Annotated in this window: 14 protein-coding genes and 1 pseudogene; 6 read left to right on the top strand and 9 right to left on the bottom strand. The window is 67.3% G+C overall.

What is annotated here, in order from left to right:
- Positions 1 to 77 precede the first annotated feature (77 nt).
- Positions 78 to 563, bottom strand: a complete 486-nt coding sequence (bfr, locus tag OY559_RS05685; protein WP_277729095.1) for a bacterioferritin — start codon at positions 561 to 563, stop codon at positions 78 to 80.
- Between the two features lie 163 nt (positions 564 to 726).
- On the opposite strand from bfr, the gene OY559_RS05680 reads away from it, so the two are divergent.
- Entirely contained in the window at positions 727 to 3141 is a 2415-nt protein-coding gene (locus OY559_RS05680; protein WP_277729094.1) for a penicillin acylase family protein, read from the top strand.
- Here the strand turns inward: OY559_RS05680 and OY559_RS05675 are convergent.
- The 7 genes and pseudogenes from OY559_RS05675 to map form a co-directional block, all read right to left on the bottom strand.
- Entirely contained in the window at positions 3129 to 3497 is a 369-nt protein-coding gene (locus OY559_RS05675) for a nuclear transport factor 2 family protein (protein WP_277729093.1), read from the bottom strand. The genes OY559_RS05680 and OY559_RS05675 overlap by 13 nt on opposite strands.
- On the bottom strand, positions 3494 to 5197 hold the full coding sequence (gene asnB, locus OY559_RS05670) for an asparagine synthase B (RefSeq protein ID WP_277729092.1): 1704 nt from the start codon (positions 5195 to 5197) through the stop codon (positions 3494 to 3496). Before asnB ends, OY559_RS05675 begins: the two co-directional genes overlap by 4 nt.
- A 325-nt stretch (positions 5198 to 5522) precedes the next feature.
- Complete coding sequence (dapE, locus tag OY559_RS05665; protein WP_277729091.1) at positions 5523 to 6668, bottom strand: succinyl-diaminopimelate desuccinylase; 1146 nt, start codon at positions 6666 to 6668, stop codon at positions 5523 to 5525.
- Positions 6665 to 7024, bottom strand: coding sequence for an arsenate reductase (locus OY559_RS05660; RefSeq protein ID WP_277729090.1), 360 nt, complete (start codon positions 7022 to 7024; stop codon positions 6665 to 6667). Before OY559_RS05660 ends, dapE begins: the two co-directional genes overlap by 4 nt.
- 159 nt (positions 7025 to 7183) lie before the next feature.
- Positions 7184 to 8014 (bottom strand): annotated as a pseudogene (gene dapD, locus OY559_RS05655) (2,3,4,5-tetrahydropyridine-2,6-dicarboxylate N-succinyltransferase); the annotation flags it as partial.
- A gap of 47 nt (positions 8015 to 8061) precedes the next feature.
- A complete protein-coding gene (gene glnD, locus OY559_RS05650) occupies positions 8062 to 10704 on the bottom strand; it encodes a [protein-PII] uridylyltransferase (RefSeq protein ID WP_277729089.1) in 2643 nt (880 codons plus the stop codon).
- Complete coding sequence (gene map, locus OY559_RS05645) at positions 10701 to 11477, bottom strand: type I methionyl aminopeptidase (RefSeq protein WP_277729088.1); 777 nt, start codon at positions 11475 to 11477, stop codon at positions 10701 to 10703. The genes glnD and map overlap by 4 nt, the downstream gene beginning before the upstream one ends.
- Positions 11478 to 11798: 321 nt before the next feature.
- On the opposite strand from map, the gene rpsB reads away from it, so the two are divergent.
- The 3 genes from rpsB to OY559_RS05630 all read left to right on the top strand — a co-directional run bounded on the left by rpsB (position 11799) and on the right by OY559_RS05630 (position 15390).
- Positions 11799 to 12602 (top strand): 30S ribosomal protein S2, encoded by an 804-nt coding sequence (gene rpsB / locus OY559_RS05640; protein ID WP_142123818.1) that lies wholly within the window; start codon positions 11799 to 11801, stop codon positions 12600 to 12602.
- Positions 12603 to 12797: 195 nt separating this feature from the next.
- Positions 12798 to 13676 carry a translation elongation factor Ts gene (gene tsf / locus OY559_RS05635; protein ID WP_277729087.1) on the top strand — a complete coding sequence of 293 codons (879 nt, stop codon included), beginning with the start codon at positions 12798 to 12800 and terminating at the stop codon, positions 13674 to 13676.
- A 220-nt stretch (positions 13677 to 13896) separates the two neighbouring features.
- Positions 13897 to 15390 carry a GGDEF domain-containing protein gene (locus OY559_RS05630; RefSeq protein ID WP_277729933.1) on the top strand — a complete coding sequence of 498 codons (1494 nt, stop codon included), beginning with the start codon at positions 13897 to 13899 and terminating at the stop codon, positions 15388 to 15390.
- 12 nt (positions 15391 to 15402) lie between these two features.
- Here OY559_RS05630 and OY559_RS05625 read toward each other — a convergent pair whose 3' ends face one another.
- Positions 15403 to 16098 (bottom strand): AIM24 family protein, encoded by a 696-nt coding sequence (locus OY559_RS05625; RefSeq protein WP_277729086.1) that lies wholly within the window; start codon positions 16096 to 16098, stop codon positions 15403 to 15405.
- A gap of 64 nt (positions 16099 to 16162) precedes the next feature.
- Between OY559_RS05625 and OY559_RS05620 the strand changes: the two genes are divergently transcribed.
- Together OY559_RS05620 and pyrH are read left to right on the top strand one after the other, a co-directional pair.
- The gene (locus OY559_RS05620) at positions 16163 to 16519 is read left to right on the top strand and encodes a cupin domain-containing protein (protein ID WP_277729085.1); all 357 of its coding nucleotides are present in this window, start codon (positions 16163 to 16165) and stop codon (positions 16517 to 16519) included.
- Between the two features lie 54 nt (positions 16520 to 16573).
- Positions 16574 to 17299 (top strand): UMP kinase, encoded by a 726-nt coding sequence (gene pyrH / locus OY559_RS05615; RefSeq protein WP_277729084.1) that lies wholly within the window; start codon positions 16574 to 16576, stop codon positions 17297 to 17299.
- Positions 17300 to 17365: the final 66 nt, after the last annotated feature.

The raw sequence follows: 17365 nt of genomic DNA, 5'->3' as shown, positions 1-17365 counted from the left end.
GGAGCGAGCTCCGCTGCTTTTCCGCGGCGGCATACGCGCCGCGCTCAGCCGGGCAAGCTCGGCTCTACGGGGAACGGTTATTCCGCAACAGGTTCGCCGTCGAGCTTGGACGTGAGGTACAGCTCGATGCCCAGGCGCTTGATCAGGCCCAACTGCTGCTCCAGCCAATGCGCATGGTCTTCCTCGGTGTCCTTCAGCTGGGCCAGCAGGATCTCGCGGCTGACATAGTCGCCATGCTGTTCGCACAACGCCACGCCCTTGGCCAGATGCGCACGCACGGCATACTCGACATCAAGGTCGCGCTGGAGCATTTCTTCGACCGTGGTGCCGGCCACGAAGGGCTCCGGCCGCATGTCCGGGTCGCCTTCCAGGAACAGGATGCGGCGCAGCAGGGCGTCGGCATGCTGGGTTTCTTCCTGCATCTCATGATCGAGCCGGTGGAACAGGGCCTTCAGCCCCTGGTCTTCGTAGCGGCGGGAATGGATGAAGTACTGGTCGCGCGCGGCAAGTTCGCCACGCAGCAGGAACTTGAGGTAATCGACGACGTCGGGGTGGCCTTTCATGGCACTTGGCTCCGGTAGCGAGGCGCACAGGATGCCGCATCCGGCGCCACCATGACCGAATCGGAATCAGTCTCGTTCGTCGTTGCGCTGCGGCAGTGACGGTCATGGCTTCCATGGAATAATCGGCCGCGACCATCACGCCCCCTACCGCAAGGATCCCGCAATGCTGAAGTGGACCCGGCGCATCGCGCTGCTGCTGTTGGCCCTCGTTGTCGTGGCAGTGCTGGTGGTCTGGTGGTCGATGCGGGGCAGCCTGGCCCGGCTGGAAGGCGAGGCGGGCCTGGCCGGACTGTCGGCGCCGGTCTCGATCCAGCGCGATGCGCTGGGCGTGGTGACCATCGATGCCGCCAGCGAGGCCGACGCGACCCGCGCACTGGGATATGTGCACGCCCAGGAAAGGTACTTCGAGATGGACCTCATGCGGCGCAGTTCCGCGGGCGAACTGTCGGAACTGTTCGGGCCGATCGCCGTGGACATGGACAAGAAGCGTCGCACCCACCGTATCCGCGCACGGGTATCCGCGCACCTGGGCGAGTTCGCGGGCGACCGCATGCCACAGCTCGAAGCCTATGCCGATGGCGTCAACGCCGGACTCGGCGACCTGCGCACGCGTCCGTGGCCCTACCTGCTGCTGCGGCAATCGCCGCGCGCATGGGAAGTGGCCGACTCCGCGCTGGCCGGGTACGCGATGTACTTCGACCTGCAGGATTCGGAGAACCTGCGCGAACTCGGCCTGTGGAAGATCCGCCAGCACGTGCCGCCGGCCTTGTTCGACCTGCTGACCCACGACGGTACCGAATGGGACGCGCCTCTCTACGGACAGGCACGTGGCAATGCAGTGCTTCCCCCCGCGACGGACGTCGACGTGCGTGCGCTGCCGATGCCGGACACCGAGTCGCACCAGCGCCTGGCCGACAAGGGCACGCCCGGCAGCAACAACTGGGCGGTGGCCGGCGCACTGACCGCCGACGGCCGCGCCATCGTCGCCGATGACATGCACCTGGGCCTGCGGGCGCCGAACATCTGGTTCCGCGTACGCCTGCGTTACCCAAACCCGCGCGCGCCCGGCGGGAAGGTCGATGTATCCGGCTTCAGCCTGCCCGGCCTGCCCGCCATCATCGTCGGCAGCAATGGGCATGTGGCATGGGGGTTCACCAACAGCTATGCGGACACCGCGGACTGGTATCCGGTGAAGCCCTGCAACAAGGGCGATGATCCGGCCAGCTGCGATGCGACCGAACGCCATGCCGAAACCATCCGCGCGGCCGGCGCCGATGACGTCACGCTGGATGTCATCGACACGCGCTATGGCCCCATCGTGCACCCCGCCGCCCCGGGCAAGCCGGCGCTGGCCCTGCGCTGGGTCGCACACCAGCCCGGCGCACTGAACTTCGGCCTGGCGGATTTCGCCACGGCCGGCGATCTTCCCGCCGTACTCTCGGTCGCGCAGCGCACCGCCACGCCGGCGCAGAATCTCGTCATCGCCGACCACAAGGGACGCGTCGCGTGGCGCATCCTGGGCCCGCTGGCGTCGCGCGAGGGTGCATGCACGCACTCGCTGGAGTTTACGCGCGGCAGTGCGGACGCATCCGCAGCCATACCCGCACCCCCAACCCGGTGCACGCCGTGGCTCATCTCCAGCCAGCTCACGCCGGTATTGACCTCGCCGCCCAACCAACGTTTATGGACCGCGAACGCGCGCGTGCTGGAGGGAGATGCGCTGGCGCGGGTAGGCGATGGGGGGTATGCGCTCGGCGCGCGTGCGAAACAGATCCGCGACGGCCTGCTGGCGAAGGAGCGTTTCACCGAGAAGGATCTGCTGGCCATCCAGCTCGACGATCGCGCCGTGTTCCTGCAGCGCTGGTGGCGACTGCTGCAGGACGAAGCCGCAAGATCGCCGGCGGACTCGCCCGTGAAAGCGCTCGCGGATGCGGGCAAGACGTGGGAAGGCGTCGCCAGCGTCGACTCCGTCAGTTACCGCGTCGTGCGTGCCTGGCGCCTCGCCGTGCATGCGCGCATCGCCGACGGCCTGACCGCGCCGGCGCAGGCCGCACTGGGCGACGACTTCCTCATGCCCGACCTGCCGCAACTGGAAGGCGTGGTGTGGCCGCTGCTGGAGCAGCGTCCAACCCACCTGCTGTCCCGCCGCTACAAGACCTGGGACGCCCTGCTGGAAGATGCCGCGAAGGAAGTGCGCGACGACCTGGCCGAACAGGGACCGCTGGCCGAGCGCCGCTGGGGCGAGCGCAATACCGCGAAGATCTGCCATCCGCTCGCCAACGCGCTGCCCGCCTTCCTCAAGCCCAAGCTCTGCATGCCGGGCGAACCGCTCGCTGGTGACGGTGCCATGCCGCGCGTGCAGGGTCCGGCCTTCGGCGCTTCGGAACGCATGGTGGTGTCGCCCGGCCACGAGGCCGACGGCATCATCCACATGCCGGGCGGCCAGAGTGGCCACCCGATGTCGCCGTTCTGGGGCGCAGGCCATGACGACTGGGTACACGGACGGCCGACGCCATTCCTGCCGGGCGACGCCATCCACACGCTCACGCTGCGGCCCGCCAACGCTCAACCCAGGTAGTGGTCCGGGACCGCCAGCCCCTGCTGGCGGAAGAAGCTGAGCTGGTCGAAGTAGCCGCGCTGGAACACGATGCGGCCTTCGCGCACCTGGAAGAAACCGCAGCCGCGCAGTCCGAGCGGATCGCGCCATTCCATGACGGCCCACTCGCCGTCCTCAAGGATCTGCTCCACCTCGCACACCATCGTCGCGCGCGCGAATTCGGTGCGGAACAGGTTCGCGATCGCCTTGCGGCCGTGCAGCGGATCGGTCACCACCTGGTGGTTGACGGCCTCGTCCGCGTACAACGCTGCCAAGCCATCGACGTCCGCCATATTGAAGCGACGGACCCATTCGCGCACGACCTCGGACGGCGTCATGTCGTCGTCGCCTGCAGCGCGGACGCATGCACGCCAGCGACGGCGCGGCCCGAGGGATCCGCCATCTTCGCGAAGCTGGCGTCCCAGGCGATGGCGGCCGGCGACGAGCACGCGATCGACTTTCCGCCCGGCACCGTCTCCGCACAAGCCTGCCCGGGGTAGTGCTGCTCGAACAGCGTGCGATAGAAGTACGCCTCCTTGGTCTGCGGCGGGTTGACCGGGAAGCGCTTGTCGGCCGCCGCCAGTTCACGATCGCTGACCTGTGCTTCCGCATGTGCCTTCAGCCCGTCGATCCAGCCGTAGCCGACGCCGTCACTGAACTGCTCTTTCTGCCGCCACAGGATCGACTCCGGCAGATAGCCCTCGAACGCCTCGCGCAATACGCCCTTTTCCATCCGCTGTGCGCCGGCACTGCCCTTGTCGATCATCTTGTGCAGGGCATCCATCTTCATCGCCACATCGAGGAACTCCACGTCGAGGAACGGCACGCGCGGCTCCACGCCCCAGGCCATCATCGACTTGTTGGCGCGCAGGCAATCGTAGTTGTGCAGCGCGTCCAGCTTGCGCACCAGCTCCTCGTGGAATTCGCGTGCGTTCGGTGCCTTGTGGAAATACAGGTAGCCACCGAAGATCTCATCGCTGCCCTCGCCCGACAGCACCATTTTCACGCCCATCGCCTTGATGCGACGGGCCAGCAGGTACATCGGCGTTGACGCACGGATGGTGGTGACATCGTAGGTTTCGATGTGGCGGATCACTTCCGGAATCGCATCGAGACCTTCCTGGAACGTGTACGTGAAGCCGTGGTGCACGGTGCCCAATGCCTTCGCCGCGACCTCCGCCGCCGCCAGGTCGGGCGACCCTTCCAACCCGATGGCGAACGAGTGCAGCCGCGGCCACCAGGCTTCGGTCGTGTCGTTGTCCTCGATGCGGTGCCGCGCATAACGCGCCGCGACCGCCGCGACCAGCGAGGAATCCAGGCCACCGGACAGCAACACGCCGTAGGGCACATCGGTCATCAGCTGGCGATGCACGGCGCGCTCGAAGGCTTCGCGCAGTTCCTGCTTGGCCAGCTCCACGCCTTCCACGGCGGCATAGTCGCGCCACGGCTTCTCGTAGTACTTCACCAGCGTCCTGCTGGTGGTGTCGTAGTAGTGGCCCGGCGGAAACTGCGCCACGTCCGCGCAGATCGGCGCCAGCGCCTTCATCTCCGAGGCCACGCACAGGCGGCCTTCGCGGTCGTGTCCCCAGTACAGCGGGCAGACGCCCAGCGGGTCGCGCGCGATCAAGGCCTGCCCTTTCGCCCGATCCCACAGCGCGAACGCGAAGATGCCGTTGAGGCGGTTGAGGAAGGAGGCAGGTTCGTCCTCGCGATACAGCGCATTGATGACCTCGCAGTCCGAGCCCGTCTGGAACGCGTAGTCCTGCGTCAGTTCCGCCTTCAGTTCGCGATGGTTGTAGATCTCGCCGTTGACCGCCAGCACCAGCTCGCCGTCCGCCGAGCGCAGCGGCTGCGAGCCACCGGCCGGATCGACAATGGCCAGGCGCTCGTGCACCAGGATGGCGCCATGGTCGTGATACACGCCACTCCAGTCGGGGCCGCGGTGGCGCTGCTTCTGCGAGAGTTCCAGCGACTGCCGTCGCAGGGCCTGGACGTCGTCGCCGGGCTGCAGCCCGAAGATGCCGAAGATGGAACACATGGGTGGAAGCTCCTGGGTGGGGTTCGGAATCGGGGGCCTGAAACGAGGAAACCCGCATCTTGCGATGCGGGTTTCTGGAATCCGGCAGGTCTTTCTTGCCTAGTCGCAGAGCCGCATCGCCCGCGTCCCGTTGTTCGGGCGCAGGTTGTTGCGGTTGTTATTGATGTAGGTGCGGCAGGGCATGGGGCGACCGTAACCGCTCAGGCCAGCGCTTGGCAAGCCCCGCAAAAGTTGCACCTGCAACCACCAAGATCCCTGTAGGAGCGCCCTCGGGCGCGATGTTTCAGAGGAACAGGCGTGAAAGGCATCGCGCCCCAGGGCGCTCCTACAAAGCAGCGCGAACCGGCAGCATCAGCCGCTCAAGCAGCTTCTGGTAAAGGCCGGGCAGCGCATCGAGATCCGTCACGCGGATGTTTTCGTCGACCTTGTGGATGCTGGCGTTGACCGGTCCCACCTCGATGCATTCCGCACCCAGCGGTGCGATGAAGCGCGCATCGGACGTGCCGCCGGCCGTGCTCTCCTCCGGCGGCGCACCAGCGAATTCGCCCAGCACCGCGCGCGCGGTGGCGCGCAGGTGGCCCTCCGGCGTGTAGAACGGCTCGCCGCCGCGCAGCCACTGGAGGCTGTAGTCCACGCCGTGGCGACGGAAGATGCCCTCGATCTCCTGCTCCAGCCGTTCCGCTGTCCAGCTGGGATTGAAGCGCAGGTTGAACACCACCTGCAACTCGCCCGGGATGACATTGCTGGCGCCGGTACCGGAATGGATGTTGGAAATCTGCAGGCTGGTCGGCGGGAAGGTTTCGTAGCCTTCGTCCCACTGCCGCGCCGCCAGCTCGTCCAGCGCCGGCAGCGCCTTGTGGATGGGGTTGAGAGCTTTGTGCGGATACGCCACATGGCCCTGCACACCGCGCACGGTCAGCGTCGCGGTCAACGTGCCGCGGCGCCCCACGCGCAGCAGGTCGCCCAGGACCTCCTTGGACGAGGGTTCGCCGGTGATGCACCAGTCGATCTTCTGGCCACGCTCCCGGAACAGCGCGGCTACCTTCTTTACGCCATCGTGCGCGTCGCCTTCCTCGTCCGAGGTCACCAGCAGCGCAACCGTCCCGGGATGGTCCGGGTGCGCGTCGACGAAACGCTCCAGCGCGATCGTGCACGCCGCCAGGCTGCATTTCATGTCGGCCGTACCGCGGCCGTAGAGCACCCCGTCGCGCACCGTCGGCACAAAGGGATCGCTGGTCCACGCATCCAGCGGGCCGGGCGGCACCACATCGGTATGTCCGAGCAGCACCAGCACCGGTGAGCCGGTTCCGTGCGTGGCCCACAGGTTGTCGGTGTCGCCAAAGCGCAGGTGTTCGCAATGGAAGCCCCATTGGCCGAGGCGTGTCGCGAGCACCTGCTGGCAACCGGCGTCATCGGGCGTCACCGAATGGCGACGGATCAGCTCGCTGGACAGTTCGACGACATCGCTCATGCGCCGGCTCCGAAGATCTTCTTGAAGCCATTGTCGCTGAAGCCCTGTGAAAACCCGCCTTCACCGGTGATGATCACCGGGCGGCGGATCAGCTGCGGGTATTCTTTCAGCAGCAATTTCCACTCCGCATCCGATCCTGGCGACTTGCGGTTCTCCGGCAATTGCCGCCAGGTCGTCGACGACTTGTTGATGAGCGCGTCCCAGCCACCTGCTTTCCCCGCCCAGTCCTTCAGGGTCTCGGGCGACTGCCGGTTGTCGCGGTAGTCGATGAATTCGTACGCGATGCCGAAGCGGTCCAGCCACTTCGTCGCCTTCCCGCAGGTGTCGCAGTTCTTCAAACCATAAAGCGTGGTCATGTGTGCTCGATTCCGCAATATCGTGAGCCGTCGTCCCAGCGCACGCCGGGACCCATCTTGATTCTGCCCTCGCTCAACGCGCCTCGAAAGAACGCCGATCGGGTATCGACGCGAGACAGCGCGCAGCGATGAGATGCCGCCCAACCGGGCATGGACGCGTCAGTCCGCCAGCCCGCGCAGAAGCTCGTTGACGCTGGTCTTGCTGCGCGTCTTCTCGTCGACCTGCTTGACGATCACCGCGCAGTACAGGGAGTGCGAACCGTCGGCGGCCGGCAGCGAGCCGGAGACCACCACGCTGCCCGGCGGCACGTAGCCGTAGGTGATCTCTTTCGTGGCGCGGTTGTAGATGCGCGTCGACTGGCCGATGAACACGCCCATGCCGATCACGCTGTGATGGCCGATCACCACGCCTTCGACGACTTCCGAACGCGCGCCGATGAAGCAATGGTCCTCGATGATCGTCGGGCTGGCCTGCAGCGGTTCCAGCACGCCGCCGATGCCGGCACCGCCGGACAGATGACAGTGCTTGCCGATCTGCGCGCAGGAGCCGACGGTCGCCCAGGTGTCGACCATCGTGCCTTCACCCACGTACGCACCGATGTTGACGAAGCTGGGCATCAGCACCACGTCCTTGCCGAAGTACGTGCCGCGGCGCGCGATCGCACCCGGGACGACGCGCACGCCGAGCTTGCGGAAATCGTTCTCGTCGAACGTGCCAAAGCGCGCCTCGACCTTGTCCCAGAACGGCGCGGGATAGGCTTCGACCAGCTCCATCTCGTTGACGCGGAAATACAGCAGTACGGCCTTCTTCAGCCATTCGTTGACCTTCCAGCCCCCCTTGCCGTCGGGCTCGGCCACGCGCAGTTTCCCGCTCTCCAGGCCCTCGATGGCCAGTTCGATGGCCGCCCGGGTGGACCCCTCGATCTCGGCCGGCGTCAGCTCGGCGCGGCGCTCGAACGCGCTCTCGATGGTGGACTTCAGTTCTTCGTTCTTGGTGGCTTTGCGGGTCATCGAAAGGTCTGCCGGATGATCGGGTCTCAGGTGGGGGTGTCCATGCCGGCACGCAGCGCATCGCGCAGCGCATCCTGCAAGGAAATGTCGGTAAGTGGCTGGTCGTGCTCGTCGGTGATCTGGAACACGTCCTCCGCGCGTTCGCCGAACGTGGCGATGCGTGCGTCGTGTACGCGCAGGCCTTGCCGGCGCAGCACCTGGGCCACGTCGGACAGCAGCCCCGGGCGATCGGGCGCGACCAGACCGAGGATGGTGCGGCGCCCGTCGGGCGTGGTGCCGAACTCGATGCGCGGCGCGAAACGGAAGTGCCTGAGCTGGCGTGGCACTGCGCGCCGCGACGTGCGCACGCTGTCGAGCGGTCGCGCCAGCGCCTCGCCGAGCGTGTGCTCGATGTCAGCGGGATCGCGTGGCGCATACGCATCGGCGGGCAGCACTTCGAAGGTGTCGTAGACCGCGCCCTGCGGCCCCACCAGCACGCGCGCCTGGTGGATGGCGAACCCCATGCGGTCCAGGGTGGCGAGGATGGCGGCGAACAGGCCGTCGCGGTCGGGCGAATGGACGAACACTTCCATCGCATCGGCATCGTCGGCGATGCGGCGCGCACGCACCCGCGTCTCGCCGGCAGTGGCGCCACGGATGGCATGGGCCTGCCACGCCAACTGCTCGGGGCGGAAGCGCAGGAAGCTCTCTTCGGGCATGACGGCGAACAGCGCATCCGCCTGCGCGGCCGACATGCCCTGCACCTCCAGCAGCGCGCGCACGCTGCCACGGGCTTCGTCCAGCCGCTCGTCCAGCGCCACCGGATTCTCCAGACCTTCGCGCAGCACGCGGCGCGCGGCGAAATACAGATCCGCCAGCAACCGGTCCTTCCAGGCGTTCCACAGTTTGGGGCTGGTGCCGGCGATGTCCGCACAGGTCAGCAGGTACAGGTAGTCCAGGCGCTCGCGGTCCTCGACCAGCGCGGCGAAGGCATGGATGACGTCCGGATCGGAGATGTCCTGCTTCTGCGCCGTCACCGACATGCGCAGGTGCTGTTCCACCAGCCACGCCACCAGTGCGGTGTCCGCATCGCTGAGTCCGTGGGCGGAACAGAATTCACGCGCATCGACCGCGCCCAGTTCCGAATGGTCGCCACCACGGCCCTTGGCGATGTCATGGAACAGGCCCGCCAGCAGCAGCAGTTCCGGCTTGCGCAGGCGGGGCCACACTTCGTGCGCGATGGAGAAGCGATCATCCGCGCGCCCGGCGGCGAACGCGGCGATGTTCCGCAGCACCATCAGCGTGTGCTGGTCGACGGTGTAGACGTGGAACAGGTCGAACTGCATGCGCCCGGATACGCGCGCGAACGCGGGGATCCATTGCCCCAGCACGCCCAGGCGCGCCATGCGGGTCAGCGTTTCCACCGCGCGCGGACCGCGCAGCAGGGCCATGAACGCGTCGCGCTGCTCGCGCGTCGCGGCGGGATAGGCGGACAGCTTCGGCAGCGACTCGGCCAGCGCACGCGCGGTGCGCGAATGCAGGCCGCGCACCTGCGGATGGGCAGCCCATACCGCGAACAGCGCGAACACCCGGCCAACGTCCTCCGTTGGCCAGTCGCCATCGCGCGCGGCGAGGTAGCCGCGACGCAGGGCGAAGTGTCCGTCCAGCGGTTCGGGCAATGCCTCGCCGTCGAACTGCTCTTCGAAGCGTTGCAGCAGGCGGTCGCTGATGCGCCGCACGATCGCCGCGCTGCGGTAGAAACCCTGCATCATCTTCTCGACGCCAAGGCTCTCCGCGTCGTCGGCGAAGCCCAGTCGCTGCGCAAGTGTCTTCTGGTAATCGAACCGCAGGCGTTCTTCCGGCCGGTTCGCCACGCGGTGCAGACCATAACGCAGGCGCCCCAGCGCGCGTCGCTCGCGTGCCAGTGCGGCGGCTTCGTCGGGCCCCAGGTGGCCCAGGCCGACCAGAGCCTCCAGGTCGCGCACGCCGAACGTACGCAGCGCCATCCACCCCAGCGTATGCAGATCGCGCAGGCCGCCGGGGCCTTCCTTGATGTTGGGTTCCAGGTTGTCGGATGTGTCGCCGAACCGGGCATGGCGGATGCGCAGTTCCTCGCGCTTGGCGACGAAGAAATCCCGTGGCGGCCAGACCCGCGCAGGGCCGATGGCATCGATCAGCAGGCCTTCGTCGACCGGTTCGCCGACGATCAGCCGCTCTTCAATCAGCGCAGTCAGCACGCTCTGGTCGGCCGCCGCCGCCGCAGTGCATTCGGCCGCCGAGCGCACGCTGTGGCTGATCGGCAGGCCGGCATCCCACAGCAGGGCGAACAGGCGCGCCACCGCACCATGATGGGCCTGCTGCACGTCCGGCGCGGCCAGCACCAGCACGTCGACGTCAGAATGCGGGAACAGTTCGCCGCGGCCGTACCCGCCGACCGCGAACAGCGCCATCGGCGCATCCGGCGGAATGCAGCGCAGCCAGGCGTCCTTCAGCAGGTGGTCGACCGCCCGCGCGCGCAGCGCGAGGATGCGGTCCATGCCATCGTCCTGGTCGAAGCGCTTGTCCAGCCGCGCGTCGGTGTGGCCCAGCGACGCGCGCGCCGCCGCCGACCAGGCCGCATCATCGGCGACGTCCGGGCCGATGTCCGGAAGCCGCGTCGCATGTCCGTTCGCGGCTGGAGGGCTGCTCACAGGTCGTTGTCGTCGCCCGGCACGCGGGTGAGGATCTCGACGCCGTCCTCGGTCACCGCGACGGTGTGCTCCCACTGCGCGGACAGCTTGCGGTCCTTGGTGACCACGGTCCAGCCGTCGGGCAGCACGCGGGTGTGGCGCGCGCCCTCGTTGATCATCGGTTCGATCGTGAAGGTCATGCCGGGCTTCAGCACCACGCCCTCGCCGGGGCGGCCGTAGTGCAGCACCTGAGGCTCGTCGTGGTAGACCTTGCCGATGCCGTGGCCGCAGTACTCGCGCACCACGCTGAAGCGTTCGGCTTCGGCGTACTGCTGGATCGCGTGGCCCACGTCACCCAGGGTGGCGCCCGGCTTCACCGCGCGGATGCCGCGGAACATGGCTTCGCGGGTGGTGTCCACCAGCCGCTTCGCCATCACCGACGGGGTGCCGACGACGTACATGCGGCTGGTGTCGCCGTGCCAGCCATCCTTGATGACGGTGACGTCGATATTGAGGATGTCGCCGTCCTTCAGCACCTTCCCTTCACTGGGGATGCCGTGGCAGATGACATTGTTGACCGAGGTGCAGACCGTGGCCGGGAAGCCCTTGTAGCCCACGTTGGCCGGGATGGCTTTCTGCACGTTGACGATGTGATCGTGGCAGATGCGGTCCAGTTCGGCGGTGGTGACGCCGGGCTTCACGTGCGGGGCGACCACCTGCAGCACTTCGGCGGCCAGTCGGCCGGCGATGCGCATCTGGGCGAGGTCTTCGGGAGTCTTGAGCTGGATGGCCATTGGCCGATTATCCCCCATTTGGCGCCCGGGCTGAACGGCCCGGACCGGGCGCCCGCTCCGGCCAGGCAAGCTTGGTTTGCGGCAGCGGGGGCAACACCGCTATACTCCCGCGGCTTCGCGTCCGGGTCCGCCCGGCCGGACCGCCCACGTCGGGCGACACCGACGAATCCACACCTGCTGCCCCAACCCGTGCCGGGGTGCCCTTCGCTGAAGGGTTCGGACACGGAAGCCGCAGGGAGGCCCAACCCCGGAACCCCGCCCTCACCGGCGCCGTCCTCCATAGAACCGGACGGTGGGTTCCCCTTCGATGGAGTCATTGCAATGCCCCAAGTCACCATGCGCCAGATGCTGGAAGCCGGCGTCCATTTCGGCCACCAGACCCGTTACTGGAACCCCAAGATGGCGCCGTACATCTTCGGTGCCCGCGGCAAGATCCACATCATCAACCTCGAGAAGACCGTTCCGCTGTTCAACGACGCGATGAACTTCATCTCGGGCGTCGCGCAGAAGCGCGGCACCATCCTGTTCCTGGGCACCAAGCGCAGCGCGCGCGAGGCCGTGAAGGAAGAAGCCGAGCGTTGCGGCATGCCGTTCATGACCCAGCGCTGGCTGGGCGGCACGCTGACCAACTTCGCCACCGTGAAGAAGTCGGTCGCCCGCCTGAAGGAACTGGAAGCCGCCGAAACCGACGGCACGTTCGAGAAGCTGGTCAAGCACGAAGTGCTGGGCCTGCGCCGCGAGCGCGAGAAGCTGCTGGCCTCGCTGGGCGGCATCAAGGAAATGAACCGTCTGCCGGACGCGCTGTTCGTCATCGACATCGGCCATGAAGACATCGCCATCAAGGAAGCCAAGAAGCTCGGCATCCCGGTGATCGCGGTGGTCGACTCGAACTACGACCCGGCCCTGGTCGACTACGCCATCCCCGGCAACGACGACGCCATCCGCGCCGTGCAGCTGTACGCCCGTGCCGCCGCCGACGCCGTGCTGGAAGGCAAGGCCGCCCAGCCGAACGCCGCCAGCGTGCGCGAGGAAGAGTTCGCCGAAGGCGGCGACGACAAGGGTGCCCGTCGCGCCCCGGCCAAGAAGGCCGCCGGCAAGAAGTCCGACGAAGCCGCCGCCGAGTAATCCGGCTGCAACGCCGCCGCGCCATGCTGCGCGGCGGTCCATGTTCTTCCTTCTCCCCTCGGGAGAAGGTGCCCGAAGGGTGGATGAGGGTACGGAGCACGTCGACGCTGCATGCATCGCGACTCCACCGCACCCTCACCCCAACCCCTCTCCCGACGGGAGAGGGGCTTTGCCAATCCAAATAGAGGTAATCCCGTGGAAATCACCGCTTCCCTGGTCAAGGAACTGCGCGAGCGCACCGGCGCCGGCATGATGGAGTGCAAGAAGGCGCTCACCGAGAACAACGCCGACATCGACGCCGCGGCCGAGTGGCTGCGCAAGTCGGGCCTGGCCAAGGCCGACAAGAAGGCCGACCGCGTCACCGCCGAAGGCCGCGTGGCCGTGGCCCAGGATGGCGGCAAGGCCGTGCTGGTCGAGATCAACTCCGAGACCGACTTCGTCGCCAAGGACGCCAACTTCATCGCCTTCACCGACGCCATCGCGCAGGCTGCGCTGACCTCCGGCGCCGCCGACGTCGAAGCGCTGAAGAGCGCCAAGCTGGCTTCGGGCGAGACCGTCGAGGAAGCCCGCGCCGCCGCCATCGCCAAGCTGGGCGAGAACATGCAGATCCGTCGCCTGGTGTCGATCGACAGCGCCAACAACGTCGCGGCCTACGTGCACGGCGGCAAGATCGGCGTGCTGGTCGAGGTCAAGGGCGGCGATGCCGAACTGGCCCGTGGCCTGGCGATGCACATCGCCGCGATGAATCCGCCGCACAACAAGGCCGCCGACGTGCCGGCCGAGTTCGTCGCGAAGGAAAAGGAAATCGAGCTGGCGAAGATGTCGGACAAGGACAAGGCCAAGCCGGCCGACATCCTGGAGAAGATCATCTCCGGCAAGATCAACAAGATCGTCAACGAAGTGACGCTGTACGGCCAGCCGTACGTGCTGGACAGCGACAAGTCGGTCGAGCAGGTGGTCAAGGCCGCCAGCGCCGACGTGGTCGGCTTCCAGCGCCTGGTGGTCGGCGAAGGCATCGAGAAGGTGGTGGAAGACTACGCCGCCGAAGTCATGAAGCAGGCCGGCCTGGCGTAAGCCTTTCCGCTCCGCTTCGACGGAAAAGCCGCGGGGAACCGCGGCTTTTTTGTTGCCTGCAAAGATCGCGGGGCGGATGCCGCGCTGTGCACGCCACGACCGTTCGTCGAACACGACTCAAGTTTGCACGTCCCGTGCCGAAACTGGTTTCAAACGTGACACTTCGTCGCGCATTGCCGGCATCCTGCCTGCAATTCCCACCTGCGTGGCCCGCACCCGGATGCGTCCCGAACTCGAAGCCCAGTTGCTGAACTGCCGCAACCTGCCCAGCCCGCCCGGCGTTGCAGTGCGGATCATCGAGCTTGCCCAGGATCCCGACGTGGTAATGGCGACGGCCGCCGACACGATCGGCCTGGACGCGGCACTGAGTGCGCGCATGCTGCGCATCGCGAACTCTCCGCTCTACGCCAGCCGCCGCCGGGTGGAAAACCTTTCCCAGGCACTGACGGTGCTGGGCCTCAATGCCACGCTGACCTTGGCACTGGGGTTCTCGCTTGCCCACTGCCGCAGCGGCAGCCACCCGGTCGCGCAGGAACGCGTCTGGCGGCGCAGCGTGATCGCCGCACTGGCCAGTCGCGTACTGGGCCAGCACGCCGGCGTGCGCAAGGCAGAAGAGCTGATGCTGGCCGGCCTGCTGCAGGACATCGGGATGCTGGCCCTGCTGGAAGTCCTCGGCGACGACTATGCGCGGCTGATCGAACGCACCACCGGCAACGCCGAACTGCTGGCGGCCGAGCGCGACTGGCTGGGGTGCGACCACGCCACGATAGGGGGCTGGCTGGCCCGTCAATGGAACCTGCCCGCGCTGCTGAGAGAAGCGATCATCGAGAGCGAAATGTCGGCGTCGGACAGTACGTTCAATGCCTGCGTGGCCGTGTCCGGCCACGTGGCCGACATCTGGCTGGCCGGCATGGACGAGGCACGGACGGAGGAAGCCCATCGCCACGCCGCCATGCAGGCGGCGACGCGGCTCGGGATGGATTACCCGGCATTCCTCGCCACGACAGAGGAAATGCTCGCCGCGTTGCCCGAGGTCTACGCGATGTTCGACGTGCCGCCCGCAGCGCCCGCCCGCATCCAGGCCTTGCTGGACCATGCGCGCGAGCTGCTGGTCGTGCGCAACCTGCGCGAAATCCAGGACGCGGCGCGTGCCCGCAAGGAAGCCAACGAGCACGAAGACCGTGCGCGCCGGCTGGAGGAGGAGGTGCGGCGCGACCCCTTGACTGGCGCGTACAACCGCAGCCAGCTGGAAGAAGTTCTCGAGAAGGAGTTCGACACCGCCACGCGGCATGGCTGGCCGCTGTCGATCGCCTTCATCGACCTGGACGACTTCAAGCAGGTCAATGATCGCTGGGGGCACCTGGTCGGCGATGAAGTGCTGCGCAATTTCGCCAAGGCGCTGATGCGCCAGGTGCGCAGCAGCGACATCGTCGCCCGCTACGGTGGCGAGGAGTTCCTGGTGGTGTTGCCCGGCATCGGCGAAGAGGCTGCCGCCCAGGTCGTGCGGCGCATCCTGTCGGAAGTGGCCGACGTCGCGATGGCCGATGTCGACGGAAAGCCACTGCACATCACCTTCTCCGCAGGCCTGGCGACCCAGGGCGCACTGGAACAGTTCCGTCACGTCGACGACCTGCTCCGTGCGGCGGATGAGGCGCTGTATGGCGCCAAGCGCGAAGGGCGCAACCGGGTATCGGTAGGTGCCATCGCGCCCTGAGGGGCGGGGTGGCTACTGCCTCGGCTGCAGCGCCACTTCTTCGTAAGGCTGTACCACCACCCAGCCGTCACCCGCGAAACGCAACTGGATGCTCTCGCCCGACCCGCGCCCCAGCAGGGTGCCGAGCGAAATATCGGTGATGATTTCCGGCGTCAGCCCGCCCGACCAAGCCACGGTGGCATTGGGGTCGGTGAACACGGGGCCGGTCTGCGCATTCACCGGCAGCGTAAGGGGTTCGTAGTGCGACGTGATGGCGACGATGCCGTGTCCGCTCAGTCGCACGTTGAACAGCCCGCCCGACAACATCCCGGCCACCTTGCGCATCATCGTGATCCGGCTTTCGATGCCCGATTCGACCGCCAGCACATCGTTGCCATTGACGAAGATGGCTTCGCCCGCCAGCCGCAGCAGCGTGATCCGTTTGCCGGCATCGGCCAGGTAGACGCGCCCCTGCCCCTCGATCTTCATCAGTTGCATGCCTTCGCCGCTGACGGCCTTCTTCAGCAGGTTGCCCAGTCCCTGCTCCAGCACGCCCTGCCGGGTGAACTTGACCGCACCCTTGCGCGCGACCATCGCCCCGGCCTTGGCCCAGACCAGGCCGTCCAGCCGCACCTCCAACAGGTGCGGACTCTCCAGTTCGAAGGCTTCCGGACTGGCGTCCTTCTCCCGGGACGAGGCGAGGAATTCCTGCAGGGTGCGCACGCTCATGGTCGTTTCTTGATGGCTGCCGAGGAGGAGGGCCATCATAGCGGCCCACTCCCAGGTGCCGCCCATGCCCCGCATCGTCGCCGTATCGCACACGCCGGATGACGCCACGCGCGCACCGGTCGCCGCCGAACGCCTGGTCGAAGGCTCGCCGCTCCAGGCCGTCGCCAATGCGTATTCCACGCACGACGCGAAGTTCCACTGCGGGGTCTGGGAGGGTGGCGCGGGTGTTTGGCGCGTGCACTACACCGAGCACGAGTTCTGCCACCTGCTCAGCGGGCGCGTGCGCCTGCGCGGCGATGACGGCAGCGAGATCCTGCTGGAGGCCGGACAGAGCTTCGTCGTGCCGGCGGGCTTCACGGGTACGTGGGAAGTGCTGGAAACCGCGCGCAAGCTCTACGCGATCTACGAACCCGGCGACTGAGGGAGGGGCACTCGGCTAGAATTGCCGCGTTTGCCCCCTCGCCGAGAACACCCCATGCCCGCTCCCCTCGTCTATCGCCGCATCCTGCTCAAACTGTCCGGCGAGGCGCTGATGGGGGCCGAAGACTACGGCATCGACCCGGCCGTCATCACCCGCATCGCCCGCGAGATCATCGAGGCACGCGACGCCGGGGCCGAAGTGGGCCTGGTGATCGGCGGCGGCAACATCTTCCGCGGCGCGGGCCTGGCCGCCGGTGGCATGGACCGCGTTACCGGCGACCAGATGGGCATGCTGGCCACGGTCATCAACGCGCTGGCCATGCAGGACGCACTGGAAAAACTCGGCGCCAAATGCCGCGTGATGAGCGCCATCAAGATCAACGACGTGTGCGAGGACTACATCCGACGCCGCGCCATCCGCCACTTGGAAAAGGGTCGCATCGCGATCTTCGCCGCCGGCACCGGCAATCCCTTCTTCACCACCGACTCCGGCGCCGCCCTGCGCGCGATCGAGATCGGCGCGGACCTGCTGCTGAAGGCGACCAAGGTGGACGGCGTCTACGACAAGGACCCCAGCAAGCACGCCGACGCCGTCCGCTACGACCAGCTGACCTACGACGACGTCATCGCCCGCGACCTGCAGGTGATGGACACGGCCGCCTTCGCCCTGTGCCGCGACAGCGACGTGCCGCTGCGCATCTACGACCTGTCCGTGCCCGGCAACCTGATGCGCATCCTGCGCGGCGAGCATGTGGGCACGCTGGTGAAAGGCCGCAGCTGACGGCGCCGTCCCTCTGGAGCGCTCCAAAGGCGCGATGTTCTTTGGCAACGCTACGCAGAGCATCGC

This window comes from Pseudoxanthomonas sp. SE1, assembly GCF_029542205.1.
Classification (GTDB): domain Bacteria; phylum Pseudomonadota; class Gammaproteobacteria; order Xanthomonadales; family Xanthomonadaceae; genus Pseudoxanthomonas_A.
Note: the sequence above shows the minus strand (reverse complement) of the source record. Positions and strands in the feature narration are given on the sequence as shown.